Source organism: Dactylosporangium sp. NPDC050588, assembly GCF_040654975.1.
Taxonomy (GTDB): domain Bacteria; phylum Actinomycetota; class Actinomycetes; order Mycobacteriales; family Micromonosporaceae; genus Dactylosporangium; species Dactylosporangium maewongense.
In genome coordinates, this window is sequence record NZ_JBFAJA010000060.1 from 1 (window position 1) to 25,343 (window position 25,343).

The window sequence follows — 25,343 nt, forward strand, 5'->3', positions numbered from 1 at the left end:
CCTCGTACTGCGCGCCGCTCGGGTCGGTGTAGGACATGTGGTGGCCCTGGTCGAAGCTGGTGTTCTCGGCCGACGCGTGGTCCTGCTCGTAGACGCCGAACTGCGAGTCGTAGTTGCTCTCGTTGGCGTCGACCTCGTGCAGCTGGTCGAGGGACTCGTGCTGGTCGCCGGTCTCGAACTCGCCGTACTCGCTCATGTCGTTCTCCTTTGTGGAAGTTTATGTGGTGTTCGCTGCGTTCTTGCGATGTGCTGAACACTACGGACGTTCGTCGAAGGTCAACTCCCGGAAACGTGCCACGAGGGGAAGCTTGCTGTGCGGGTGAACGAACTGCTCGTCGAGGGGTACGGGCGACTGCCTGATCTGGTCAGGGCCGCGGTCGAAGGGCTCAGCCCGGAGCAGCTGCGGTGGGCGCCGGCGCCCGGCGCGAACACGGTCGGGTGGCTGGTCTGGCACCTGACGCGGGTCCAGGACGAGCACATCGCGGAGCGCATCAACGGCGCCGAGCAGCTGTGGGTGACCGGCGACTGGGCCCCGCGCTTCGGGCTGCGGCAGGACCAGCACGACACCGGCTACGGCCACACGGCCGCGCAGGTCCAGGCGGTACAGCCGGAAAGCGCCGACGTGTTGATCGAATACTTCGAGGCGGTGTCGGCACGGACCATCGCGTGGCTGGAGAAGCTCACGGAAGAGGATCTCGACCAGATCGTCGACGAGCGATGGGACCCGCCGGTGACGCTCGGGGTGCGGCTGGTCAGCGTCCTCGACGACGACGCCCAGCACGTGGGCCAGGCGGCCTACGTGAGGGGACTGATTCCCTGACAGAGGGCCGTGAAACGTCATGGAGGACACACGGCCATCACCCGCCGGGAGTGGTGTACTTGATCTGCACGATCCACACCCCAATCGGGAGATACAGATGGACGAGCGTGCACAAGGACGCCACCGCGTCGTGATCGTCGGCGCCGGCTTCGGCGGACTGTTCGCCACCAAGGCGCTCAAGAACGCGCCGGTCGACGTCACCCTGATCAACGGCACCGCCTACCACCTGTTCCAGCCGCTGCTGTACCAGGTGGCGACCGGCATCCTGTCGGAGGGCGAGATCGCGCCGCCGATCCGGGAGATCCTCAAGCGGCAGGACAACGCGAAGGTGCTGCTCGGCACCGTCACCGAGATCGACCCGGAGGCGAGGACCGTCACGGCGGTCGCGCCCGGGACCAGCTACACCGTGCCGTACGACTCGCTGATCGTCGCCGCCGGCGCGTCGCAGTCCTACTTCGGCAACGACGCGTTCGCCGAGCACGCGCCCGGCATGAAGAGCATCGACGACGCGCTGGAGCTGCGCGGGCGGATCTTCGGCGCGTTCGAGCTCGCCGAGCTGGAGACCGACCCGGCCGCGATCGAGCGGTGGCTGACGTTCGTCGTGGTCGGCGCCGGTCCGACCGGCGTCGAGATGGCCGGCCAGATCGCCGAGCTCGCCCACCGGCACCTGCCGGGGCAGTACCGCAACATCGACCCGAAGCACGCGCGGATCATCCTGATCGACGCGCTCGACACGGTCCTGTCGAGCTTCGGCGACCACCTGTCGACGAAGGCGCTGCGGCAGCTGCACACCATGGGCGTCGAGGTCGAGCTCGGCACGAAGGTCGTCGACGTCGACGAGACCGGCATCGAGGTCGAGACGCGCAACGGCCGGCAGCGGATCGAGTCGATGACGAAGATCTGGGCGGCGGGCGTGGCCGCGCCGTCGCTGTCGACGCAGCTGGCGAAGGCGACGGGCGCCTCGACCGACCGGGCCGGACGGCTGGAGGTCGAGCCGGACTGCACCGTGCCGGGCCACCCGGAGATCTTCGCGATCGGCGACATGATGTCGCTCAACCGGCTGCCGGGCGTCGCGCAGGTCGCGATCCAGAGCGGCCGCCACGCCGCCGGCCAGATCAAGAAGCGGCTCGCCGGCGAGGCGACCGGTCAGCCGTTCAAGTACTTCGACAAGGGCAGCATGGCCACGATCTCGCGCTTCTCGGCGGTGGCGAGCGTCGGCAAGCTGCACTTCTCCGGGATCGTCGGCTGGCTCATGTGGCTCGCCGTGCACCTGCTCTACCTGGTCGGCTTCAAGAACCGGGTCACCGCGGTGCTGCACTGGTTCGTCAGCTTCATCGGCCGCGGCCGCTCGGAGCGGGTCGCCACGTTCCAGCAGGTCTTCGCCCGCCGCGCGCTGCAGGAGTACCGCCAGCACCTGCCGTGACCGTTTGGACAAAAGAGAAGGGCGCCCCACTCCCCGGGGCGCCCTCCTGGTCTTCGGCGACTAGCAGCTGAGCGAGCCGGCTCCGACGCCCACGCCGAGGATGCCGACGAAGCGCTGGTACGCCGCGACCCGGCTCTGCACCTGCGCCGGGTTGCGCCCGCCGCACTCGAGGCTGCCGTTGATGCTGCGGATCGTCTCGCCGAACCCGGCGCCGTTGACCATCGCGTTGTGCGGCGTCATCGTGCCCGGGCCGGTCTGCGTGTTCCAGTACCAGAGCGCGGTCTTCATCGCCACGGCCGGGTCGGTCTGCACCAGGTTCGGGTTGCGCAGCAGGTCGATGCCGAGCGCGTCACCGGCGGCCTTGTAGTTGAAGTTCCAGCTGAGCTGGATCGGCCCGCGGCCGTAGTACGCGGCCTGCCCGGCGGGGCAGCCGTACGGCTGGCTCGTGTCGCAGTAGTGCGGGTAGTTCGCGGTGTTCTGCTCCACGATGTACACCAGGCCGCCGGTCTCGTGGTTCACGTTCGCGAGGAACGCCGCCGCCTCCTGCTTGCGCTGGGCGTCCGATCCCGTCTTCGCGAACGCCGGGTAGGCGTTCAGCGCCGCGACCAGGCCGTTGTACGTGTAGAAGGGGTTCCGGTTCGGGAACATCTGGTTGAACTGGGCCTCGCTGACGACGAACGCCCCGTTCGACGGCGGGTTCGTGGTCGGGTTCGGCGGCGGCGTCGTGCCGCCCCCTCCGCCGTTGCAGGTGTACGGGTCCCAGTACCAGGTGCTGATCGTCGGGCTGTACCCCGGGTTGTCGTGCTCGGCGATGTAGTACTTACCGTCGGTGAACTTCACGATGTCACCGGTCACGTAGTTGCGACCCTGCACCCACGCCGGGAAGCTGCACCCGCCCGCGGACCCGGTCTGCGTCGGCGGCTGCGGCGTGCTCCCGCCGCACGACCCCTGGTCCTGCCACACGCCGGTGTTCCCGGGCGGCGCCTCGTTCTGCGTCCACCACTTGGCGAGGAAGTTGTGCCCGTTCCGCGACACCGTGGCACCCCCGGTGTACACGGCCGACGCCTGCCACGCCGGCGCACAGGTGGCCGCCGACGCCGGCAGCATGTTGAAGACGGCGACGACGCCACCGACGACGGCGGTCGCGGCGAGCCCCGCCCACAGGCGCACTCTGGACACCAGATCACTTCCGTTCAGATCGACGCTGAGCCCCCATCCGACCAGCCGCCACCGCGGTACAGGAGCAATCACATCGATTTATGAAGAATCTTTACGGTTCTCCTAACCTCACCTTTCTGAGGTGACTCGGGGTGACACCGGGTGACCGCGGGGTGGCGTAAAACAATCGCCCGGGCGAGAACGTTGCCGGCGGGGTGAGGCCAGTTGAGTGATTTCCGTCACGCGAGATTCTTTCGGCAAGCTTAGGCGACCTGCTTGGACGGCGCGGTTTCGAGAGGTGCGTCACAGCGGCGGACAGGCAGTACGCTGCGCGGTCTGATCGCCCTGGGTAGGCTGGCCGTCGGTCTCGTCCGACATGGCGCCGCCCCCCGCGGCGCCGGGCGCGACTGCCGCCCAATCGCCGGCTCGACACCGGCGAATCGGGGACCCAACCGCACAGTGGGGTGAATCCGCGGGCAACCGCGGTAGGGGTCGTTCCGTCCCGAACCCGTCAGCTAACCCGGTCGGCGGCCGACGGAAGGAACAACGAGCCAGATGTCATCACGACATCCCGGTCGGCGGATCATCGCCGTCCTGATGACGGCCGCCGTCCTCTTCGGGATGGCCGCCACTCCGGCCGCCGCCGAGCCGGGAGACGACACGGGCGACGAGGGATCCAACGCGTCCCTCGCCCAGGTCCTCGACGAGAGCACGCGCGCGTGGATCGAGGCCAAGGACAAGTACGACGCCTCGGTGAAGAACCAGGCGGACCTGACCGCCAAGCTCGCCCAGACCGAGGCCAACCTCGCCAGGGTCACCGAGCAGGTGTCGGCGATCGCCGTCGCGGCGTACCGGACGGGGCCGCTCACCACGTTCGTGGTGCTGATGGACTCCGGGAGCCCCACCGGCTTCGCGGAGCGGGCCGGCTCGATCGACGAGATCGCCCACCACAACGACAACCTGCTGCGCGAGCTCAACCAGCTGAAGCGGGACCAGGCGGCGCAGAAGACGGCGCTCGAGGGCGAGGTCAAGCTCCAGCAGGAGCAGGTCGCCGTCATGGCCGCGAAGAAGAAGGAAGCCGAGAAGGGACTGGCCCAGGCGGGCGGGCCGAGCAACGGCTTCGTGTCGGCCAACCTGCCGCTCGCGCAGCCGTCGCCGCGCAACGCCAGCGGCGGCTGGTCCTCGGAGTCGTGCAAGCAGAAGGACCCGACCACGAGCGGCTGCATCACGATGCGCACGCTGCACGCGATGCAGCAGGCGCAGGCGGCGGGCTTCAAGCGGTTCGTGTCCTGCTACCGGCCGAGCGGGCCGTACGAGCACCCGAAGGGCCGCGCGTGCGACTTCTCGGTGCAGGCCAAGTCGGGCTTCGGTGGCGTCGCCGCCGGTGAGGACAAGGTCTACGGGGCCAACCTGGCGACGTACTTCGTGAAGAACGCGGACCGGCTCGGCGTCATGTACGTCATCTGGTTCAAACAGGTGTGGACACCCGCGGTCGGCTGGCACCACTACAGCGGCGTGGGCGGAGACCCCTCCAGCGACCACACCAACCACGTGCACCTCTCGCTCCTGTAAGCACCGCCAAGACCTCACGTCTGCGTACGGCCGGCCGATAGGGCAACCGTCGACCGGCCGACGCAGGGTGAGGGGATCCGAAGTGAAGCACCGACTCGTGACGCGCAGCGACTTCGACGGCCTGGTGTGCGCCGTCCTGCTGCGTCACCTGGACCTCATCGGCGACATCACCTTCGTGCACCCCAAAGACGTCCAGGACGGCACGGTCGACATCGGCCCCGACGACATCCTGACGAACCTGCCCTACGCGCCCGGCGCACACCTCGTCTTCGACCACCACCACTCGGAGACGCTGCGCAACGCGGGCGACGACCGGACCAACCACATCATCGACGCGGAGGCCCCGTCGGCGGCCCGCGTCATCTACGACCACTTCGGCGGCGCCGCGCGGTTCCCGAACGTGTCCGACGAGCTGATGGAAGCGGTCGACAAGGCGGACTCCGCCCAGTACGACATCACCGACATCCTGCAGCCGGTCGGCTGGACGCTGATGAACTTCCTCATGGACAGCCGCACGGGACTGGGCCGGTTCCGGCAGTTCCGGATCTCCAACTACCAGCTGATGATGCAGCTCATCGACGCGTGCATCGACCACCAGGACGTCGAGGAGATCCTGGCGCTGCCGGACGTGGCGGAGCGCGCGGAGCTGTTCCGCGAGCAGCAGGAGCTCTTCGTCGACCAGCTGCGGCGGGTGAGCCACCTGGAGGGCGACGTTGTCGTCGTGGACCTCCGGGGCGAGGAGGTGATCTACGCCGGCAACCGGTTCATGGTGTACGCGCTGTTCCCCGAGTCGCGGGTCTCCATCCACGTGATCTGGGGCAAGCAGAAGCTCAACACCGTCTTCGCGGTGGGTAAGTCGATCCTCGACCGCACGTCACCGACCGACATCGGCTCGGTGATGCTGCAGTACGGCGGTGGCGGCCACCTCGCGGCCGGCACCTGCCAGGTCCCGCACGACGAGTCCGAGCGGGTCCTGGCCGACATCATCGCGAAGGTCGGCGCTCCGCGCGCCGCGGCACTGAGCAACTGGAACTGAGCAACTAGACCAGGGCGTTGGCGCGCTCGGTGACGTGCAGCAGGACCCGACCGGCCGTGTCGAGGTCTTCTGGCGATAAATCACCATAAATCTGCACGGTGATGGCGTTGATCCCGGCGCTGATCTCCTCGTACCGCGAACGGCCCAGGTCGGTGAGGGCGACGTCGCCGGTCAGCAGGCCGGCCGCGAACGCCGCGTCGACGTGGCCGGCGGGGTCGGTCCGGAGGCCGGCCGACATCTGCGCGAGCAGCTCGTCGCGGGTCAGCGGGCCGGTGGCGGTGAGGTTGACGGCGACCCACTGCTCGAAGGTGGTGCCGGAGCGGGCGAGCAGGCTGTCGAGGACGGCGCGGGTGGCGCGCTCGGCCTGGCCGAGGATGCGCCCGTTGAGGGTGGTCATGACGGACCTCTTTCCAGAAGGAGGGCTTGCAGGTCCGCGACGAACGCGGCCTGGCGATCGGCGGGCAGCGGCGCGAGCAGCTCCGCCATGAGCTCACGGACGATGCCGACGGCCTCGGCGCTGACCGAGCGGCCGCGGTCGGTGAGCCGCAGCTGCACGGCGCGGGTGTCCGCGGGGTCGGGGAGCCGGTCGAGCAGGCCGGCCGACTCCAGGGTCCGGGCGAGCTTCGAGACGTACAGCGCCTCGAGGCCGGTGTGGTCGGCGAGCCGCCGCTGGCTGGGCAGCTCGGCGCTGCGCGGGTCGTGCTGCAGGCCATACAGGGTGGCCAGCAGCGAATACTGCGCGTGCGTGAGCCCCAGCGGTGCCAGTGCCCGGTCCACGGCGACCTTCCACTTCATGGACAGCCGCCAGACCAGGAACCCGGGTGTAGGACTCATGCCAGAAACTGTACATGGCAATAGTAGCCATGGCTACTAACTACAGCAGCTCCGTGTCGCGCAGCAGGCGCCACAGGCCGGCGCCGTCGGGGGCGCGCAGCCAGCGCTGCGCGGCGTCCGCGGAGGAGGGCAGGCGGCGGGTGCTGCCGACCGGGGTCGGGAGGCCGCCGGCGAGGACGGCCTGGGTCGGCGAGAGGTGCCGGATCGCGACCGCCGCGACGCTGTCGGGGTGCTCGGCGACGAACTCCGCGTAGATCTCGGGGTCGTGCTGCCCGTCGTCGCCGACGAGCAGCCACCGGATGTCGGGGAACTCCGAGGCGAGCCGCGCCAGCGACGCCCGCTTGTGCGCCTGGCCGCTGCGGAAGAACCGGTCGGGCTGCGGCCCCCAGTCGGTCAGCAGGAGCGGGCCCGCCGGGTACAGGTGCCGGGACAGGAACCGGGTGAGCGTCGCCGCCACGTTCCAGGCGCCGGTGGAGAGGTAGAAGACCGGAGCGCCGGGGTTGGCGTTGACCAGCCGCTCGTACAGGACGGCCATCCCCGGCACGGAGGCCCGGGCGTGCTCGTCGAGGACGAACGTGTTCCACGCGGCGAGCAGCGGGCGGGGCAGCGTCGTGACCATGACGGTGTCGTCGACGTCGGACACGATGCCGAAGCGGACGGAGGGGTCGATGATCCTCACCGGCGCCTCGACCGGGGCGCTGTCCTCGCTCTCCAGCGTGACCGTCGCCCAGCCCGGGGCCAGGTCGGCCTCGATGACGGTGTCGATGAAGCCGCCACGGTCGCAGCGGACCTCGCAGGTGCGCCCCCCGGCCGTGATCCGCACGGGCGCGTCGGCCACGGAGACGGCGGTGAACGAGCGCCAGCCACGCAACTTCTTGAGGCGCCTGCCGGGCTTCGGGTCCAGGCGGGCCAGCAGGACCCGGCCGAGGACGCGGACCCAGCCTGGGCCGCCGTAGCCGGTGTACGGGGTGACGGCGACCTTCCACCCGCGCAGCCGGAGCCGCCGCTCCAGCACGTCGTGGAAGGCGTCCTCGATGCGCGCGGCGCGGTGCAGGCGGACCGGACCTGATGGGGTCAACGACACTGGATCACCCTGTCACAGCACCAACCCCGCCGCACCAGCACACGTACGGTGACAATTCCGCGACCGTGGCATAAATCCGGGAGCCTGAACCCCCTGTTCGCTTCTAGCGTTGGTGTTATCAGGAACACACCTTCAAGGGGTCGAGATGGCAACCACGACATTCGAGGCAGTACGAGCCGAGGCACTGTTCGTTTCCAACCTGCAGTGCTCCCAGGCACCCAGGCGGGACGAGATCCGCACCGCGGTGGCGACCACGCTGCGGCGGGTCGGCATCCAGGGCTGCGCGACGCAGGTCGCGGGCGAGTTCGGCGACCACCCGGACACCGCCGTCGCGCGGATGGCGTGGGCGCTGGCGATGGTCCGTTCGACCTACCCCGTCCGGCGCAACGCACCCAGGTCGATGCCGCTGCTGACGCGCAGCGCGTGAAAATCGAGCGACATGGGTAACGCGCGGGCATGCAGGAACTTCACGTCTCTCTGGACGACGCTCAGCTCAGCCCGGCGGCGCAGAAGCTGCAGGAGCCTCTCGAAGCCCAGCTGAGCTCGGCGTTGCAGCGCGCCGCCGAGATCGTCGAGCAGGACTACCACGGCGAGTCCGCCGACGAGGTCGCCGCCCGGTTGCTGGAGGTCGCGAAATCGAGCCTTCACCCGGACATCGCCGACGCCTTCGCGCCCGACCGGGCCGAACTGGAGCAGGCCGCCCGAGTCGTTATCACCGCCGCGCAAAACGCGTAGCTATTTCGCGAATTGCCCCGATTGTGCAACGCAGCCGCTCCACACTGAGGACCAACCGCCGCCGGACCTTGGAGGACTGCCGTGGAGCAGCACAAACTCACGATCGACATGAACGAGGCCACGATCGATCAGCTGCGCGACCACCACTTCGCGCTCTTCGGCCTCCACGCGATCGCCACCTCGGCGAGCGGCGTCCCCACGATCTGGCTCTCGGTCCACTACCTCGAACGCCACCTCGAACTGACGTGGCAGGAGACCTACTCCATGTTCACGGCGCGCCACCAGGGCATGGCACCGAGCACGAAGATCGTGCCGACGCACAACTACCCGGCGCCGCTGGGCAGCGTCCTCACGGTCTCCGGCAACGACGGCGCCGGCATCGTGACACCGGGCGGGCCGGCCGGCCACATGGAGATCGACAACACCGGGCGGATGGAGCTCGGCGCCGGCCTGTGCATCCATGACACGCACGGCATGTACCAGCCCGTCGGCATCTTCGACCTGATCGACGTGGACCTGTTCCAGCCGATCCCGAAGGTCGCGTTCTTCTTCTCGCCGATCCCGCACATGGCCGGCGAGGTCGCGACCCGGGCGCTCGGCCCCGGCATCCTGCTGGACTACTCGAAGGCCCGCGACCGCAGCTTCTCCGTCGAGTACGACCTGCACGACGGCTGGTCGGTGGGGAACCGCCCCTACGCCCAGCCCATCGCGGCCAACGAGCCGCTCAACCCGCTGCTGCTGGTGCGCTCCTCCGCCCTGCAGGCCCTCGCGATGCAGCGCCAGCGCATCACCTCGGCATCCAACATCAGGCGTTGAGCACCCAGTCGACCCGGTGCGCCTCAGTGGGGTCGGGCAGCTCCCAGCGCCCCACCATCCGGTCGATCACGCCGTCCGGCACCGGACGCGGGCGGGCCCGGTTGCGGCGGCGCATCACGTCGGGCGGCGCCTCGACGCTGACGATCTCGACCCGGCCGCCGTAGTCGGCGACCAGCCCGATGCAGCGGGCACGCAGCTGGCGGGTGAGGTTGGTGGCGTTCCAGACGAACGGCGTGCCCGCCCGCAGCAGCACCTTGGCCTGGTCGGTCGCGGCGGCGATCACCGGGCCCTGGTCGCCGGTGGGCTGGACGCCGAGCCGCTCGCGCCAGTCGTCGAGGCTGACGACGGCCATGCCCGGACGGTTCGCCGCGATCCAGTGGTCCTTGCCGGAGCCGGGCAGCCCCGACATGACGGTGACGGTCACCCTGGTGTCGTCGTAGGCCGCGTAGTCCGCCTCCCGCAGCGGATTGCGGAAGTAGGTGAAGCGGGCGTGGTCCGACGGGAAGCTCCGGGGCTTGTCCAGGCAGTCGTCGTCGCCGGTGTACTGGAGGAAGAGCCCGACGTTGTCGAGCATCCCGGCCTGGTCGGCGCAGACGCGGCCGAGGATGTCGGCGGTGGCCAGCAGCCCCAGGTCGTCGTTGCGGGCCAGCAGGCTGACCCGGTGGACGATCCGGTCGAGCTCGCCGCGCGGCCGCTCCAGGGCCCAGAACGGCACCTGGTGGTGGCGGATCAGCGCGGCGACATGCTCCCGCCAGGCGATCGGCACGCCCGCCTCCCACAACACCCGCCGCGCGATGAGGTCGCCGCGCCGCGAGTGGCCGTGGGCGGTGATCCGCCCGTCCTCCTCGACCTGGGTGCAGAACGGCTTCGCCGCGTCGTGCAGCAGGACCGCGGCGAAGAGCCGGACCCGCTCGTCCCGCGGGCGCTCCCGCCACGCCGGCAGCGCGGCGAGGGCCTCGCACGCCAGCCGCGTGTGGGTGGCGACGTCACCCTCCGCGTGGTGCACGGCGTCCTGCGGCACACCGTCCATCCGCCGGACCCAGTCGAACTCGGCGCGGACCGCGTCCCACGGCACCGTCCACCCGGGACCGTCCGGGCACAGCCGCTCGAAGCCGTTCACGCGCCGACCCGGTTGGCGACGATCGGCCGGTCCTGCCAGTGGCTGCCGGAGTCGAGGATCGCGGTGTGGAAGCTCGGCCGCACCCACTTGTACCGGCCGAGCACCGCGTCGGCGGACTCCAGCTTCAGGTACAGCCCCTCCATGTCCTCGGACATGTCGGTCTCCTTGACGACCTGGTCGGGGTCGGCACCGCCGGCGACCGCGGCCTCGCGCAGCGCGTCACGCCACCCCGGCGTGCGGCAGGTCGAGGGCCCGACGAGCGCGGTCAGCTCGGCGAGCTTGCCGAAGCGGCCGGTGCGCAGCACGGGCACGGAGCTGACGGGCAGCCCTTCGAGCAGCTCACGGCGCCGCACGGTCGACAGGAACGTCTCCGTCTCCCGGTCGAACACGTCGAACTCGCAGAAGTGGTGCGGCAGCGCGTCGTAGAAGACGGTGTGCTTGGCGTAGAGCCACTCGCCGTACATGACGTACCGGTCGGTCAGGACCGGCTGCAACAGGAACCGGACGGTCGCGGCCCACGCCTTCAACGGCCCGAACTGCTTCTCCCGCGGCCCGCCGGTGAGGTAGTGCCCACGGGACTGCAGCAACATCTCCCCACTGGCATCGAAGCTGACCGCACAGTTCGCCCCGTCGAGCTTCTCCTCCACGACGAGCTCCCGCCCCACCAGCTCCGCGAACGGCACCTGGGCCAGGTCATGGTCGCCCGGCTGCAGACGGGACCCCTGCAGGTGAGGCGTTCTCGGATACTTGCGCAGCACCTGACCGTTGTAGCGGACCGCCCCAAACCACCGACACCAGTTTTCGCGCTGTGCCCCGCGCACGGCTCCGCCGTGCTCCCCATCGGGGGAGCTGCGCTCCACCCGCACCCCCTCAAGACCCGTCACTGGGCCTAACTGTTCGTCACGGCCGCACTCGACACGCTTGCTCCTCGCAGTGCGTCAGCGTGCCTGTGCCACAAGGCTTCCATCGCCTCCGTGAGCGCGCGCCTCAGAGCCCGGCCCGGCGCACCGTCCGCCGTGACCTGGCACGGCGCCCGCGGTGGCACAGGTCCGCCGGCCGCAGCCCACCGGAGTCGGAACGCGCGCCGGCCGATGCCCTCATGCCCGTTGCGGCGGATGTCCTCGATCAGGGTGTTCGGGCTGCGCTGGCGCGACGTCGACCTCGAGCACGGCACGATGACCATCGCCCAGCAGCTCACCTGCGTCGGCCTACAGGATTCTCCAAGGTCCGCCGAAGAGCGCTGCCAGCCGCCGGGTCGTTGCCCTGGACCGGCACACTGTCCGAGCGCTCCGCGAGCACGCCCGCCGACAACGCCTCGAACGACTCGCCGCCGGCAGAGCCTGGCAGGCCAGCGGCTACGTGTTCACCCGCGTTGACGGCCGGCCGTTGCACCCGTCCTACCTCACCCAACGATTCCTCAACATCTGCCGGACCACCCTTCCATCGATCCGCAGGCGAGCTCGGCGTCAGCCAGGCCGTCGCCTTCCTCCGCGAGGTCGACGCCCTCAACCAACGCCGCCGCGCCCGCGCCGTCGAACTCGTCCGGTGGGCCGGGACTCCGGCGAGTTCCGGCCCCCGTGATTGCGTCGGCAGGTTGTCAGCGCGTGGTGACGCTCATCAGTCCGCGTTTGCCTCGTGCCTGCTCGTAGGCGCTGCCGCAGGTGTGGGCGGCGGCGGTTGCCAGTCGGTACGCAGCTGCCGCCTCGGTCATGGCGCCGGCCTGGCGGTAGGAGTCGCCCAGGGCGTTGAGCGTCATCGCTGTGTCGAGCCGCAGATCGAGTTCGACGAACTCGGTCAATGCTTCGTGCAGGTGGGTGACCGCGTCGTCGAGTCGGCCGAGGTGCCCCTCTGCCAAGCCGATGCCGCGCAGGGTTATGGCCGCGTTCCGGCGCAGCCCGTGCTGCGTGTAGAAGGCATGCGACGGCGCGATCTCAATGAGGAATTGGGCGAACCGGCCCTGCGAGAACCGCAGCCAGGCATGGTTGGCCTGGGCGGTCGCCGCGCCGTGGTGGTCGCCCGCGCCTGCGGCCAGGCCAATTGCTGTCCGGTACTGCCGGCCCGCTGCGTCGAGCCTGCCGAGCTCCAGGTACGCCAGGCCGAGGTTCGTACGGGTGGACGCCTCGGCCCTCGCGTCGCCGATCCGTCGGGTGGCGGCCAGCGCGGCCCAATGGGTGGTGAGCCAGTCACACATCGGCTTGGCCAGATAGTAGTAGCCTCGCAGGGTGTAGGCGAGTTGCCAGCACCTGGCGTCCAGGCCGTGCCGCTGCGCGGCCAGGCATACGGAGACGAGGTTGCCGCGCTCACGGTTCAGCCACTGCAGTGCTACGCGGTAGTCGCTGAGTTCGTCCGGCACCGCATGGTTGTGCGCCAGATCGAGCGGCATCCGGTACCGGTCCGGAGTGATCGCCGTATCAGCTCGTTCGGCAGCGCGTAGGTAGTACTCGGTCAGGCGCTGCCACGCTGGTTGCTGGTTACGTGCGGTTGCTACCACGACCAGAGGATCGGTGGCATCGGGGGTAGTGTCGAGCCACGCAGCCGCCGCAAACGGGTCGAGGACGATGTGTCCCGGCACGTCGTTCATGGGCGTCTCACGAACGCCATGGTATGGGCAACGATCGAATTCCAGGCTTGCTCGTCAACCTTGCGGATGTCAAGGATCCTCCCCTCGGCGGCAAGTTCCTGGCCGCTCGGGGTGCGCTGACGGACCAGCCGAACCTGCTCCTCGACCGCTGCGCAGTGCTGCTGCCAGGCGCCGAGCACGTCGACCGAGACCCGGGTCAGCACGTTCATCTCGGTCATCAGCTTCTCGGCGTCGGCGTACAACTCGGCGACGGCCAGCTCGATCTGCGGGATCGCCTCCCGCTTCGCCTGTTCCGCGTGGATGCCGCGCATGACGGCGGTGTCCCGGACCCGTTCGTACTGTCCCATGGGGGTAGCCAATTTCATCGTCATCGGCATGACGTCGACGAGCACGAACAGCCCGATCAGAAATAGCGATACCAGCCGTACCTGCGGGTCCTTGCGCTCCAACTCCGCGAGGGCGGCGACTCTGGCCAGGTAGTCATCGCTGAACGTGGCCTCGATCGCGGCGATGTCGGCCTTCGACCGTCCACGGATCTCTTCGATCCTCTGCTGCCGGATCAGCTCCGCTGCGGCGTCGACCTTCTGTGCCGCGGCGATCTTTTCGTCAAGGATCCTGATTTCCTGCTGGACGTCGTCGATTCGTGTGCCGAGCCGCACACAGTTGCTCCCGCAGCCCGCCCGCCCGGATGAGATGCCGCACCCGGTCTCCTTGCTCAGTGCGTTGCTCTGCTCGTAGGTCTGCAATTTGACCAGGCATTCCTTCTGCGCGACCTGCTTGTCGCGCGCCTCCTGCAGGGGTGCGGCCGTCGACTCGACCTCCGGCACCGCGTCGACATCCGCGTCGGCGAGGTCTACCCGGGTTGCGACGGTGGTCCTGCGGTGCTCGTCGATCGTCTGGGTGATGCTGTCCTCGAACCACAGCAGTGACAGCGGGTGCGCGACTGCGGTCCCGACGACCAGCGCGAAGATGAGCCGCAGGAGCGCCGTCACCGTGGTGCTGACCCAGTGCCGGACCTCGGATTTGTGCATCGTCGAGACCAGGTACCGGTCGATCGCCAGGACGATCAACCCCCAGACGGTGCCGCCTCCGAGGCACAAGGATGCCAGGTCTGTGATCAACGACAGTGCGTACGCCATTCCGAGGCTGCCGAGAATGGCGGGAACCAGCACGAGCGCGCCGATTCCGGCGAACCTCATGCGTTCGGATCTGTGAAGTGTGGCGCAGTTTCTCAGGACATCTTCGTCCGCGCCCGACAGCCAGAGAAAGGACCGCTGCATCGGTTACTGCCGTACCTGGCCGACGCGAGCGCTCAAGGACTGCGCGAAACCGTTCAGCAGCATGTCGGTGCTTTCGAAATACACTTTGATCTGCTGATTGACCGACTTGTACGCGGGTTCGTAAAGTTCGGGGCGACCGCGGAACTGCTCAATCATGTCGAGCTGCGGCGCCATGGCGTTGAGAAACCGCTCCCGTCCCTCGTTGACCGCCGTGTTGAGCAACGTGATCTTCTCGTTGGCGAAGCGGGTCAGCTCCGTCTGCATGTGCATGCCCTGTGCGGCGATGAGCGCGTCGGCCCGCTTCCGGGCGATCTCGATCTGGGTCCGGGTGTAGACCTCCAGCAGCTCCCGCCGGGAGTCGCTGAGCTGGCGCAGGTTCTGCACACCGATGCGCTGGCGCTCCCGTTCGAACTGGGTAGGGAACATGCGCTGCCAGAGACCGCGCCGGTTCGCGGCCTCGAGTGCCGCCTGCCGCGACTCCGCGTTGGCCTGGCCGATGTAATCACGCATTCCGGCAGCGACCTCGCTGAGGTCTTCGAGGCTGGTGCCCGGCATCTGTGAAATTGGCTCGATGGTCATCGACATCACCGTTCCTCAGGTCTAATACAAGGATTTCGATTTCATCCCTGTCGCGCTGATGGGTACTTTGGTAACGTGCCTGATATTGGCTTCGGAAGGGCCGTTGATCAGGCAATCGTGGCGCCCCTCAAGTGCCGCTGCCAGTGTTTCCTTGTTGCCGACAAGAAGAGGAAACAGCTCATGACCGCACCTTCCGATGGCAAGATCCCGAAAGACTCGCCGGGAGATCATCTTCGCCGCTTCCGGATCGACGCACGGATGTCCCTGGCCGACCTGGCCGGCAAGACGCACTACAGCAGGGGATATCTCAGTAAGATCGAGAACGGTCTCAAGCCGCTGAGCCGGGAAATCGCGCAGCGATGCGACGAAGCTGTCGGTGCCGGGGGCGCCCTGCTGCGGCTCGTGCAGGGCCAGCCCGCCGTCCGCCGGCGACGCCAGATGCCGGTGATCCGAATCGTCGACCTGCCGCCCGCATCGACCTGGTTCTACGGCCGTGACGCCGAACTGGCCCGGATCGTCGCATTGTTCGGCTCGGAACGCCCTCGCGCGTCGGTCATTGCGTTGTTCGGTCTCCCCGGCGCGGGCAAGACCGAGTTGGCCGTTCAGATCGCCACGCACCTGCTCGACGCATATGACGGCTGCCTCTTCGTCGACCTGCGCGGCGACCAGGGGCCGCTCGCAACAGACGACGTGATGAACAAGGTGCTGCGTCGCTTGGGCCTGCCCGGTGAGCTGATCCCGCACGACGCCGACGAGCAGACCGCGTTGTACCGGAGCACGGTCCGTGATCACCGGCTGCTGCTGGTGCTCGACAACGCCGGCGGCGTTTCCCAGGTCAGCCCGCTGCTGCCGCCGGGCGGCCGCTCCGACGTCATCGTCACCAGCCGCATCCGGCTGTCCGCGCTCGATGAGGCGGAGCACATCCAGGTCGGCGAGCTCGACCCGACGGCCGCCCGCCGGCTGTTCGCGAGTGTCACCGGCATCGATGCCGCCCTTGACGACCCGGCGCGCAGCAAGCAGGTGGACCGGATCGCCGCGCAGTGCGGGTTCCTCCCGCTGGCGGTCCGGGTCGCGGCGGCTCGGGTGCGGGGCGGATCGGATGACGGCCTGCACCGGCTTGCGGTGCAGCTCGACGAGGCGCCACGGCTCAGCGTGCTCGACGACGGCACCCGCAGCGTCGGCGCGGCGTTCGCATCGGCCGTGGCGGCACTGCCGACCGAGGTCGCTCACGCACTCGCTCATCTGTCGCTGTATCCCGGACGCGAGTTCGATGAGCGGTCGGCGGCGCTGCTCACCGGGGCCAGCACGGCGCCCGGCCACGACGTAGCCCGCCTGCTGGAAGGGCTGATCGATGCGTGCCTGCTCGAACGGCGGTATGCCGGCAGGTTCGCATTCCACGATCTGGTGCGGCTCTTCGCGGCGGAGCTCGCCCGGGCGCTACCACCCGAGGGTGCCAAGGACCGGTTCTTGCAGGGGTACCTGCAGATGGCCCAGCACGCCGACCTCATCGTCACCCCGAGCCGGTTCCGCGCGGCGAAGGTGCAACCGGGGCCGGCCGACTGGTATGCGACGTTCGCGGACACGGTGGCGGCAACGCGGTGGTTCGACGACGAGCAGAGCGCATTCGTCCGCGTCTGCGAACTCGCCGTGGTGGATCATCCCGACATCTGCTGGCGGCTCGCGTATGCGCTGCGGGACTACTACTTCCGGACGAAACGGTCGGCGCCGTGGGTGCGCACCCACGTACTGGCGCTCGACGCGGCCACGCGGTGCGACGACGCGTGGGCGATTGCCGTCACCTGCAACAACCTCGGTCTGGCATACGCCGAGACGGAACAGTTCGAGCTGGCCGCCGCGCAGTACGCGAGAGCGCTAGAGATCTTCGTCAACCTCGACGACGGCTACGGCGCGGCCAACACCATCGGCCACCAGGCCTGGCTGGCGCACTGTCTCGGTCACCAGCCGACGGCGATCCGGCTGGGCCTGGAGGCGCTGCGGTTCTACGAGCGCCACGATGTGAACCGCAACGCGGCCATCACCCTGCGGACCGTGGCGCTCGCCGAGGCCGCAGACCGCGAGTTCGATGCGGCGCTCGGCCATCTGTACCGGGCTCGGGAGATCTTCTCAGCCGCAGACCTGATGCTGGACGAGGTGATGACGCTCAACTGCATCGGCGAGGTCTTCTCACAGATGTCGGAGCTGGCGCGGTCGGCGAAGCACTTCCGTGCCGCGCGCCGGCTGGGCCGGAACGTCGGCAGCACCTTCGAGCAAGCCAGGGCACTCTGCGGGATAGCCGGCGTCGAGGCGGCCGCCGGCAGGGCTCAGCACGCGGCGCTGCTCGTGGACCAGGCCCACACCCTGCACACCGGCTACCGTCCCGTTCCCCGGCAGTCCGCCCGCAAGCGGGCGTCAGGAGTTGTTGATGAGCGCCAAACGGTATGACGTGTTCCTGTCGCTTGCCGGGCCGGACCGGGACGCTGTCCGGCGGTTGTATGCCGCACTGACCAGTGCGGGCCTGACCGTCTTCATCGACGAACTGGAGATCCGGGAGTATCACGGCATCACCGCCGAGATCGAGCGGGCGCTCCACCATTCGAAGGCGCTGGTGGCGTACTACTCGAGGCATTTCACCAGCCGGACCGCGTGCCAGTACGAGCTGACCGCGGCGTTCCTGGCCGGCCAGCGGGAAGGCGACCCGACCAAGCGGGTCCTGGTGCTCAACCCGCACGAAGAAACCGATCATCTGCTCCCGGTGGAACTGGCCGAGGACAAGTTCGACCGGCTTCCCGCACCACACGACGCCACTACGATGGCGAAGGTAGCGACCTTGATCGTGTCCAGGGTCAAGCCCCTGGACGGTTGTATCGGTGGGGTGCCGTTCGCGCAACGTCCCAGGTGGTACGGGCGGCGGGAGGGGTTCATATGAGTTCGTCGGGCGGTATCGCGAGCTGTGGCTGCTACATTCCGCCCTGCATCGGCAGCGGTTCGGCCTGACGCAGTACGCCTCGTCCGGCCCGCTGGCGATGCTGATCGGCATCCCCGGCATCGGGAAGTCGGAGCTGGCGGCCGCATATGCGTGGCATTTCGGCGCGGCGCACCTGGGCGGGGTGTACTGGATCTCCCTGGCCGGCAGTCCGGCCGACCCCGCCGCCGTCTCCGCACGGTTCGTCGACGCGCTCCGGTCGCTGCTCGCCCAGGTCGGGCTCGATGTCGGCCAGGCAGGACCGGACCATGTGCGTGGCATGTTCGCCGAGCTCGTGGTGGCGAAGGCGGAGCCGAGTCTGCTCGTCGTGGACGACTTCCCCGGCGTCGCGCTCGGCGACGAACTGGCGGTGCCGGCCGGCAGCCGCCTGCACACCGTGCTGGTCACCGACAAGGCTGCCTTCGACGGGCCGGCGACCCCGATCGAGATCGGGCCGATGACACTGACGGACTCAGTGGAGGTGCTGCGACGATACCGGTCCGGCAGCGACGCCGAGGTGGAAGCCCTCGCGACGAGGCTCGATGGGCACCCGATGGCGCTCAAACTGGCCGGTCGTCAACTGCGGGACCTGGGCGGGATCCTGTCCTATCCGCAGTTTCAGCAGCGGCTCGACGGCGACGCAACTGCGATGGCTCCGGTACGAGCGTTGCTGCGGGACCGAATCGCCATGCTCGACGGTGCCGGCAAGCGGGCCTTATGGCTGTCACTCGTGTGCTCGCCCGCGGCCGTGCCGACCGTCCTGTTGCAACGGATACTGGGCACCGATGCGGAGGCCGCGGTCACCGCGCTGCGTCTGGGCTTGATCGGTACTCCGGCGGACGACGCCTGGCAGATTCACAGCCTGGCCCGAGACACGGCCGCGGAACTGCTGCCGTCCGCCCCCTCGTCTACGTCGTTGGACACCGTCGCTGCAGAAACCGCCGACGCAGTGCTGGCCCTGCTGGCCGCGTCCGGCCTCAGTCCCTCCACGGAGTCGCGGCTCGTGCAGCACGCCGGTCACCTGTCGGCCCGGCCCGGCCTCGGCTCGGCCGTCGTCGAGGCGCTGCTCCGCCGGGTCACCGAGCATTACGACGACCGGGGTGAGGCGGTCCTCGGCATGCCGTTCCACGTCCGCTTGGCCTCGCTGCTGCCCGCGGACAGCGACGTCCTGGCGGCCGCGTCGCGGTGTCTGCTCCGCAGCGGGGAGTTCACCCAGGCGGAGGAGCACGGCTCCCGTGCAGTGGCGGTCGATCCGACCCCACGAAACCGTCAGCTCCTCGCGGAGGCGCTCGACGCTCAGACCAGATACGCCGAGGCCGACCAGCTCTGGGCCGATCTGAACCCGCACTCGATCGCTCGGTGCCGGGCGCTGCGCCTGCGTGGCAAGCACACCGACGCCCGCCGGGCACTCGAAGCCCTCATCGCCGAATTGCTGGCCGAACCGGACCGATTTCACGACCTCCAGGCCGCGCAGCTGGAGCTGGGCAGAGCAGAGATGGAGACCGACGCGCAGTCGTCGGCACGCAAGCGGGCCCGGGCAGTGATGGCGGCCTACGAGGCCCGAGGCCTGCACACCCACTTGCACGCCGTCGAGGCAGCCAGGCTCTTCGCCGACACCCGACTGAGCCTGGCCTTCTGGGATCTCCGCACCGATCCACAGGTCTGGCGGGACGCTGCCGAGGACCTTCGCACGTTGCGCGACACCTACAACCGCACGCACGGGCCCCGCAACCATCTCACCCTCAGCGTCGCCGTCGCCCACGCCGAGGCGCTGATCGCCCTCGGCAAACCCGGCGAGGCGCGACGGGCCGTCGAGGCCGTCGAGGCGGACCTGACCGACCGGCTACCCCTCCTCGATCCGGTTCTGCTGCGGTCCCAGGTGGTGCTGGGCTATGCGGCCGCGCAGTGCGGCCACAGCGAGGACGCCACCGGCCACTTCCGCCGGGCGTACGAGGGCCAGCGCGACGTGCTCGGCCCGGAACACCCGCACACGCTCCGTTCCCAGCTCAACCTCGCGATCAACCTGAAGCTGACCGGGCACTCCGCGGAGGCGAACCGGATCTTCCACCAGGTGCGTCGCGCCGCACCCAGCGCCGTCGGGCGCAGCACCGACCTGTTCGGCCAAGCCTTCGTGGCCTCCGTGCTCGGCCCGCTACCGACCTCCCTCTGGCGGCTGCTCGGCAACAAGCCCAAACCTGCCGCAGACTGCTGACCGACGATTTCCGCGTTTCCTCTTCGGCCGTGCGACATGCAACGGCTTCCCGCAGGCGAGCTGAGAGCAGAGTCTCGAAGAAGCGGAACCGATCGCCGAAAATCGATCAGCACGAATGCCGAGCGTTCGGTTGCCGTACCGCATCCACCGATCTGCAGGGAGTAGATCCATGTCCAACAGGACCACAACCCGCCGACGCCTGGCCCGGCTCGCCGCCGTCACGGGGGCCGCGGGAGTCGCCGTCGCGCTGATGGGCGCGCCGGCGTTCGCGGCCGGACCGTACATCAGCTCGAACTCCGGCGGCGCCAACATCCGCAGCTGCCCGAACACCGGATGCGGCACCTACGGCTTCTGGGGCAACGGCACCGGCGTGACGATGGTGTGCTACACCGACGCGCAGTGGGTGTACCCGCCCAACTCCAACTACGCCTCGAACCGCTGGTTCTACGTCAATAGCCCGACCGGCGGCTACATCCACTCCTCGCTCGTCGCCAGTCAGGTCTCCACCCCGCACTGCTGACGATGTTCGACGCGGGCCCGGTGAGCCATCATGGCCGCCGGGCCCCAGCATGTTCAGTCTGCTGGCACTTGTCGAACTGGCCGGCGTTGCCCGCCGCGATGTGCGTGCGGCGTCCTCGGCGCACGGCAGAGGGCTGCCGACGGAGCAGCATATGGCGCGGCTGACCGCGACACGCGTCAACCTCCCCCTCGGCGACCAGCCGTGGTGTGACCATCACGAGGTGGCAGGAAACGTACGGCATCGGTCAGTGGCGCACATGGGATGGGCTCGAATCGATCAGAACTGCGCCAGCCGCATCACGCCGCCGCTGCGCGTGACGATGCGGGACGACCTGCGCTGCCCGTCGGACCCGTCCGCCGGTGCTGCCATGACTGCGGTGCCGAGCGCGGCGGCCGTCAGGCCTGCCACGACGGTCTGCGGGGTGTGCCGATGCATGCGGGGCTCCTCCGGTGCGATCGTCCCGGGCCACCGCCTGTGGACGGTGACCGGCGACGGGTGCGACCACCGTCGCGGTCGCGCCACCGTGGCACCCGACTGACGCTGTCCTGCCGCCCCTGCCGGGTGCGTCCGGCCGTCTGCCGGCGCGTCGTCAAGCGGGACCCGTACCCCGGACCAGGCCGAGCCATTCACGATGTTGCGGATTCGCACCCGTTCGTGTCGGACCGGACCCCCGCACCGGCCGCCGCCGCCGTCAGCCGGCCGTCACCGGCGTCCGGCCGGTGCCCGGTGCGCTCAGCAGCGTCGCGTAGCCGGCCAGGAACAGGACGGCGGCGTTCAGGCAGTGCCACAGGAAGTGGGTGCCGGTCGGGATCGCGCCGCACAGCGGGCCGTCGACGGTGCGGAGCGTCAGCGAGACCGCGAACACGCCGGCGGCCGCGAGCAGGACCCGGCCGGCGGCGCCGCGGGCCGCGACGCCGAAGCCGACGAGCGCGAGCAGCGCCGGCGGGTACCCGCCGAGCGTCGTGCCGGCGCCGGCGGACAGCGCCCAGGTGACGGCGGCGGCGAAGAGCACGAACGCGGGTGCGGCGAGCCAGGCGAGGGCCCAGCGCACACCCCACCGCCGGTGGACCAGGACGGTCACCGTGACCAGGATGAACACCAGGATCGACAGGCTGTCCAGCGCCGCCGTCGGGGCCGTCGCCGCCATGTGGAAGATCCAGCTGCACACGCCCACCAGCGCGATCAGTCCCGGCAGCACCCTGACGCCGCGCGGCGCCGCGCCGGCCCGCCGCAGCGCCAGGAACAGCAGCAGCGCGGCGACCAGGAACGCGGCGTTGCTGACGGCGTTGAGTGGCTCGTTCCACAGGCCCGGCGCCGTCCGCTCGCAGTACGAGTCGACGTACACGCCACCGAGTCTGTCCGGCCCGTGTCACCACGAGGTGCCCGGCGGACGAACCTTGGGTGCCGGGAGGGGGCGTGTACGACGGTGGGAGTAGGCGGGATTACCGCGCTGGGTCGACGACCGGTGGCGCGGCGTGCGGCAGGGTGGGGGGATGAGGTTCACGCCGTGGTGGCGGAAGGCCGTGCAGACGCTGCGTGTCGTCACGGCGGTGGGGTGGCTGGGCAGTGACGTGGTGTTGCTGGCGCTCGGGGTCGCGGGGCTGAGCGGGGTCGTGGACAAGGACGTGGCGTATCCGGCGATGGGCTTCGTCGGGGGCGCCATGTTCGCGCCGCTGTCGGCGGTGCTGATCGTGTCGGCGGTGCTGGCGGCGGGCAAGCCGTGGGAGAGGCGAACCGGCCGTGGGGGAAAGAGCGAATCGGGGCCGGTGGGAGTGGCGGGGGCCTAGGGTCGGGTCGACGGCGTCCATCGCGACCAAGGGAGTTTGTGATGACCTCTCGGCTCAATCCGTACCTGAGTTTTCGTGGCAACGCCCGCCAGGCGATGGAGTTCTACCAGAGCGTCTTCGGCGGGACGCTGCGGCTCAACACGTTCGGCGAGTTCAACCCCGAGGCCGGGCCGATCGCGGACCAGGTCATGCACGGGCAGCTGGAGACCGCGAGCGGCTACACGATCATGGGGTCCGACACGCCGCCGGAGATGGCGCACAACCCGGGTGACCACATCACGGTCAGCCTCAGTGGTGACGATGCCGCGGAGCTTCGGGGGTACTGGGAGAAGCTGTCCGCGAGCGGGAAGGTGAGCGTCCCGCTGGAGAAGCAGATGTGGGGCGACGAGTTCGGCGCCTGCGTCGACCAGTTCGGCATCCCGTGGATGGTCAACATCGGCACGCCGGCGTAGGGCCGCGGACAAACCGAGCGGCGGGATCCGGGTGCCGGATTCCGCCGCTTTTGCATGCCCGTGTACCGCAAACACCGCGTCAGTTTGCTGCAAAGAACCGACAAGGCGACGACAGATCTGGCTGCAACGTTGCGTAAATATTTCGCAGGACCTTGTGGAGTGCGGGATGAGGGTCCTAATGTCACCTCACCCTCATCCTCATGGCGCCGCCCCGCCGTAGAGCGTCTCGGGCGTCCGCCCTCCTCCCGAGAGAATCGAGTCGTCGATGTCACGCAGCATTGGACCCTTACCGCGCTGGGCCGCGGCGGCGACAGCCGCGGCGGTCGGCGTCGGTGTCGTGGTCACCGGTGCCGGCCCGGCCGTCGCCGGAAACCCTGGAGCCGCACCGGCGGTGACCCGCGCCGCCATCGACCCGGCGTTGAGCGCGGGCCGCGGCGCCAGCGTCGCGTTCGTCGAGCAGGAGGCCGAGAAGGCCAAGACGAACGGCACCGTCATCGGGCCGGACCGCACGGCCTACACGCTGCCCGCCGAGGCGTCGGGCCGCAGCGCGGTGAAGCTGCTCCCCGGCCAGTACGTCGAGTTCACGCTGCCGAAGAGCGCCAACGCGATCAACGTGCGCTACAGCATCCCCGACGCGCCCAACGGCGGCGGCATCACCTCGCCGCTGGACGTGACGGTCAACGGCGGCAAGAAGACCACGATGACGCTCACGTCGCAGTACTCGTGGCTGTACAACCAGTACCCGTTCTCGAACGACCCGAACGCGGGCCTGCTGCACCCCGACTGGTGGATCACCGAGTGCGCCTGCGTGCCGGCCGCCACCACGCCCGCGCCGACGATCACCACCCCGTTCCGGCCGAACCACTTCTACGACGAGCAGCGGCTGCTGCTGGGCAAGACGTACAAGGCCGGCGACACGGTGCGGCTGACCGCGCCGAAGAACAGCGCCGCGTGGACGGTCATCGACCTGCTCGACTCCGAGCTCGTCGGTGCCCCGAAGATCAGCATCATCGCGGCGAACGTGCTGCTGTTCGGCGCGGATCCGTCGGGCCGGCGTGACTCGGCCGACGCGATCGACAAGGCCATCGCGTTCGCCAAGAAGACGCACCTGAAGGTCTACATCCCGCCGGGCACGTACCAGGTGAACCGCCACATCCTCGTCGACGACGTCACGATCGAGGGCGCCGGCAACTGGTACACCATCATCAAGGGCAAAGAGGTCGCCCTGAGCACGCCGGCGCCGGACAACTCGATCCACACGGGTGTCGGGTTCTACGGCAAGTACGCCCAGGACGGCGGCAGCAAGAACGTCCACCTGTCCGGCTTCTCGATCATCGGTGACGTGCGCGAGCGCATCGACACCGACCAGGTCAACGGCGTCGGCGGCGCGATGAGCGACTCGACGATCGACGGCCTGTACATCCAGCACACCAAGGTCGGCCTGTGGTTCGACGGCCCGATGTCCAACACGAAGATCACCAACAACGTGATCGTCGACCAGATCGCGGACGGCCTCAACTTCCACACCGGCGTCACCAACTCCAGCGTGTCCAACAACTTCGTCCGCAACTCCGGCGACGACGGCCTGGCCATGTGGTCGGAGAAGACGGCGAACGCGGGCAACACGTTCGACCACAACACGGTGCAGACCCCGGTCCTCGCCAACGGCATCGCGATCTACGGCGGCAAGGACACCACGGTGTCCAACAACCTCGTCGCGGACCCGATCCGTGAGGGCAGCGCGATCCACATCGGCTCCCGCTTCGGCGCGGAGGCGTTCACCGGCTACGTGAAGGTCACCGACAACACGACGGTCCGTGCCGGCACGTACGAGCTGAACTGGAACATCGGCCTCGGCGCCATCTGGTTCATGGCGCTCGACAAGAGCATCGACGCCGACATCCAGGTCACCGGGGACCACTTCCTCGACAACACCTACAACGCGATCATGATGGTCTCGGACTGGCCGGTGAAGGACCTCTACTCCATCAACGGCGTGAAGTTCAAGGACATCCGGGTCGACGGCACGGGCACCTCGGTGCTCAGCGCCCGGGTCGCCGGCTCCGCCTCGTTCGAGAACGTGGACGCCCGCAACGTCGGCGCCGTCGGCATCAACAACTGCGGCACGTTCCACTTCACCCCGGCCGGCTCCGAGTTCTCGGTCGTCGACAAGGGCGGCAACGACGGCGGCGGCACCACGGGCCCGTGGCTCGCGTCGTGGGAGCTGCCGAACACCATCACCTGCGACGACCGCCCGCCGGTCGTCGTGCCCCCGGCGCCTCAGCCGTGGTAACAGCACACCGGTAACTCGGTAAGGCCGGGAAGGGCGGGCGCTTCGGGGGCGCCCGCCCTTCTCTGTTTCCGTTTCGCGG

At 69.1% G+C, this 25,343-nt stretch carries 26 protein-coding genes and 1 riboswitch; of the genes, 14 read left to right on the forward strand and 12 right to left on the reverse strand.

Annotated features, from left to right (window positions below; translation table 11 throughout):
• Nucleotides 1-196 (reverse strand): hypothetical protein (locus AB0I21_RS35550; RefSeq protein ID WP_360567827.1); only part of this gene is annotated, 196 nt, incomplete at its 3' end.
• Between the two features lie 117 nt (nucleotides 197-313).
• Here AB0I21_RS35550 and AB0I21_RS35555 point away from each other — a divergent pair.
• Together AB0I21_RS35555 and AB0I21_RS35560 are read left to right on the forward strand one after the other, a co-directional pair.
• Nucleotides 314-820 carry a DinB family protein gene (locus AB0I21_RS35555; protein WP_360567828.1) on the forward strand — a complete coding sequence of 169 codons (507 nt, stop codon included), beginning with the start codon at nucleotides 314-316 and terminating at the stop codon, nucleotides 818-820.
• Between the two features lie 97 nt (nucleotides 821-917).
• A complete protein-coding gene (locus AB0I21_RS35560; RefSeq protein WP_344501105.1) occupies nucleotides 918-2,243 on the forward strand; it encodes an NAD(P)/FAD-dependent oxidoreductase in 1,326 nt (441 codons plus the stop codon).
• A 60-nt stretch (nucleotides 2,244-2,303) separates the two neighbouring features.
• Here AB0I21_RS35560 and AB0I21_RS35565 read toward each other — a convergent pair whose 3' ends face one another.
• A complete protein-coding gene (locus AB0I21_RS35565) occupies nucleotides 2,304-3,422 on the reverse strand; it encodes a glycoside hydrolase family 19 protein (protein ID WP_344501104.1) in 1,119 nt (372 codons plus the stop codon).
• A 388-nt stretch (nucleotides 3,423-3,810) separates the two neighbouring features.
• Nucleotides 3,811-3,947: riboswitch (cyclic di-AMP (ydaO/yuaA leader) on the forward strand.
• A gap of 9 nt (nucleotides 3,948-3,956) precedes the next feature.
• On the opposite strand from AB0I21_RS35565, the gene AB0I21_RS35570 reads away from it, so the two are divergent.
• Nucleotides 3,957-4,973 carry a hypothetical protein gene (locus AB0I21_RS35570; RefSeq protein ID WP_360567831.1) on the forward strand — a complete coding sequence of 339 codons (1,017 nt, stop codon included), beginning with the start codon at nucleotides 3,957-3,959 and terminating at the stop codon, nucleotides 4,971-4,973.
• A gap of 97 nt (nucleotides 4,974-5,070) precedes the next feature.
• Nucleotides 5,071-6,009, forward strand: coding sequence for an exopolyphosphatase (locus tag AB0I21_RS35575; protein ID WP_360567833.1), 939 nt, complete (start codon nucleotides 5,071-5,073; stop codon nucleotides 6,007-6,009).
• A 4-nt stretch (nucleotides 6,010-6,013) separates the two neighbouring features.
• Here AB0I21_RS35575 and AB0I21_RS35580 read toward each other — a convergent pair whose 3' ends face one another.
• From AB0I21_RS35580 to AB0I21_RS35590, 3 genes are read right to left on the reverse strand one after another with little or no spacing between them, the layout of a single operon-like run.
• A complete protein-coding gene (locus AB0I21_RS35580) occupies nucleotides 6,014-6,406 on the reverse strand; it encodes a hypothetical protein (RefSeq protein ID WP_360567835.1) in 393 nt (130 codons plus the stop codon).
• On the reverse strand, nucleotides 6,403-6,843 hold the full coding sequence (locus AB0I21_RS35585; protein WP_344501099.1) for a MarR family transcriptional regulator: 441 nt from the start codon (nucleotides 6,841-6,843) through the stop codon (nucleotides 6,403-6,405). The genes AB0I21_RS35580 and AB0I21_RS35585 overlap by 4 nt, the downstream gene beginning before the upstream one ends.
• Nucleotides 6,844-6,883: 40 nt before the next feature.
• Nucleotides 6,884-7,927: a phosphatase domain-containing protein gene (locus AB0I21_RS35590; protein ID WP_360567837.1), complete on the reverse strand. Its 1,044-nt coding sequence runs from the start codon at nucleotides 7,925-7,927 to the stop codon at nucleotides 6,884-6,886.
• A 145-nt stretch (nucleotides 7,928-8,072) separates the two neighbouring features.
• Between AB0I21_RS35590 and AB0I21_RS35595 the strand changes: the two genes are divergently transcribed.
• The 3 genes from AB0I21_RS35595 (at nucleotide 8,073) to AB0I21_RS35605 (ending at nucleotide 9,478) form a co-directional block, all read left to right on the forward strand.
• The gene (locus AB0I21_RS35595; protein WP_360567839.1) at nucleotides 8,073-8,354 is read left to right on the forward strand and encodes a hypothetical protein; all 282 of its coding nucleotides are present in this window, start codon (nucleotides 8,073-8,075) and stop codon (nucleotides 8,352-8,354) included.
• A 29-nt stretch (nucleotides 8,355-8,383) separates the two neighbouring features.
• Entirely contained in the window at nucleotides 8,384-8,662 is a 279-nt protein-coding gene (locus AB0I21_RS35600; protein ID WP_360567840.1) for a hypothetical protein, read from the forward strand.
• An 81-nt stretch (nucleotides 8,663-8,743) separates the two neighbouring features.
• Complete coding sequence (locus AB0I21_RS35605; RefSeq protein ID WP_360567841.1) at nucleotides 8,744-9,478, forward strand: hypothetical protein; 735 nt, start codon at nucleotides 8,744-8,746, stop codon at nucleotides 9,476-9,478.
• On the opposite strand, the gene AB0I21_RS35610 is transcribed toward AB0I21_RS35605, so the two are convergent.
• From AB0I21_RS35610 to AB0I21_RS35630, 5 genes are all read right to left on the reverse strand, one after another.
• The gene (locus tag AB0I21_RS35610) at nucleotides 9,468-10,598 is read right to left on the reverse strand and encodes an AAA family ATPase (RefSeq protein ID WP_360567842.1); all 1,131 of its coding nucleotides are present in this window, start codon (nucleotides 10,596-10,598) and stop codon (nucleotides 9,468-9,470) included. The two genes, AB0I21_RS35605 and AB0I21_RS35610, sit on opposite strands and share 11 nt — an antisense overlap.
• Nucleotides 10,595-11,356: an RNA ligase family protein gene (locus AB0I21_RS35615; protein ID WP_360567844.1), complete on the reverse strand. Its 762-nt coding sequence runs from the start codon at nucleotides 11,354-11,356 to the stop codon at nucleotides 10,595-10,597. Before AB0I21_RS35615 ends, AB0I21_RS35610 begins: the two co-directional genes overlap by 4 nt.
• An 839-nt stretch (nucleotides 11,357-12,195) precedes the next feature.
• The gene (locus tag AB0I21_RS35620) at nucleotides 12,196-13,179 is read right to left on the reverse strand and encodes a tetratricopeptide repeat protein (RefSeq protein WP_360567845.1); all 984 of its coding nucleotides are present in this window, start codon (nucleotides 13,177-13,179) and stop codon (nucleotides 12,196-12,198) included.
• Nucleotides 13,176-14,459 carry a DUF4407 domain-containing protein gene (locus tag AB0I21_RS35625; protein ID WP_360567846.1) on the reverse strand — a complete coding sequence of 428 codons (1,284 nt, stop codon included), beginning with the start codon at nucleotides 14,457-14,459 and terminating at the stop codon, nucleotides 13,176-13,178. Before AB0I21_RS35625 ends, AB0I21_RS35620 begins: the two co-directional genes overlap by 4 nt.
• 3 nt (nucleotides 14,460-14,462) lie before the next feature.
• Nucleotides 14,463-15,038 carry a hypothetical protein gene (locus AB0I21_RS35630; RefSeq protein WP_360567848.1) on the reverse strand — a complete coding sequence of 192 codons (576 nt, stop codon included), beginning with the start codon at nucleotides 15,036-15,038 and terminating at the stop codon, nucleotides 14,463-14,465.
• A gap of 180 nt (nucleotides 15,039-15,218) precedes the next feature.
• Here AB0I21_RS35630 and AB0I21_RS35635 point away from each other — a divergent pair, with 180 nt between their 5' ends.
• The 4 genes from AB0I21_RS35635 (at nucleotide 15,219) to AB0I21_RS35650 (ending at nucleotide 20,732) form a co-directional block, all read left to right on the forward strand.
• On the forward strand, nucleotides 15,219-17,480 hold the full coding sequence (locus AB0I21_RS35635) for a tetratricopeptide repeat protein (protein ID WP_360567849.1): 2,262 nt from the start codon (nucleotides 15,219-15,221) through the stop codon (nucleotides 17,478-17,480).
• A complete protein-coding gene (locus AB0I21_RS35640; RefSeq protein WP_360567850.1) occupies nucleotides 17,461-17,964 on the forward strand; it encodes a toll/interleukin-1 receptor domain-containing protein in 504 nt (167 codons plus the stop codon). The genes AB0I21_RS35635 and AB0I21_RS35640 overlap by 20 nt, the downstream gene beginning before the upstream one ends.
• A 364-nt stretch (nucleotides 17,965-18,328) precedes the next feature.
• Entirely contained in the window at nucleotides 18,329-20,212 is a 1,884-nt protein-coding gene (locus AB0I21_RS35645) for a tetratricopeptide repeat protein (RefSeq protein ID WP_360567852.1), read from the forward strand.
• Nucleotides 20,213-20,381: 169 nt separating this feature from the next.
• Nucleotides 20,382-20,732, forward strand: coding sequence for a hypothetical protein (locus tag AB0I21_RS35650; RefSeq protein WP_360567854.1), 351 nt, complete (start codon nucleotides 20,382-20,384; stop codon nucleotides 20,730-20,732).
• Between the two features lie 276 nt (nucleotides 20,733-21,008).
• On the opposite strand, the gene AB0I21_RS35655 is transcribed toward AB0I21_RS35650, so the two are convergent.
• Together AB0I21_RS35655 and AB0I21_RS35660 are read right to left on the reverse strand one after the other, a co-directional pair.
• Nucleotides 21,009-21,167, reverse strand: coding sequence for a hypothetical protein (locus tag AB0I21_RS35655; RefSeq protein ID WP_360567855.1), 159 nt, complete (start codon nucleotides 21,165-21,167; stop codon nucleotides 21,009-21,011).
• Nucleotides 21,168-21,423: 256 nt separating this feature from the next.
• On the reverse strand, nucleotides 21,424-22,077 hold the full coding sequence (locus AB0I21_RS35660) for a ceramidase domain-containing protein (RefSeq protein ID WP_360567857.1): 654 nt from the start codon (nucleotides 22,075-22,077) through the stop codon (nucleotides 21,424-21,426).
• Nucleotides 22,078-22,225: 148 nt separating this feature from the next.
• On the opposite strand from AB0I21_RS35660, the gene AB0I21_RS35665 reads away from it, so the two are divergent.
• From AB0I21_RS35665 to AB0I21_RS35675, 3 genes are all read left to right on the forward strand, one after another.
• Nucleotides 22,226-22,519, forward strand: a complete 294-nt coding sequence (locus tag AB0I21_RS35665) for a hypothetical protein (protein WP_360567858.1) — start codon at nucleotides 22,226-22,228, stop codon at nucleotides 22,517-22,519.
• A 41-nt stretch (nucleotides 22,520-22,560) separates the two neighbouring features.
• Nucleotides 22,561-22,971 (forward strand): VOC family protein, encoded by a 411-nt coding sequence (locus AB0I21_RS35670; protein WP_360567860.1) that lies wholly within the window; start codon nucleotides 22,561-22,563, stop codon nucleotides 22,969-22,971.
• Between the two features lie 265 nt (nucleotides 22,972-23,236).
• Nucleotides 23,237-25,264, forward strand: a complete 2,028-nt coding sequence (locus tag AB0I21_RS35675) for a glycosyl hydrolase family 28-related protein (protein WP_360567862.1) — start codon at nucleotides 23,237-23,239, stop codon at nucleotides 25,262-25,264.
• Nucleotides 25,265-25,343: the final 79 nt, after the last annotated feature.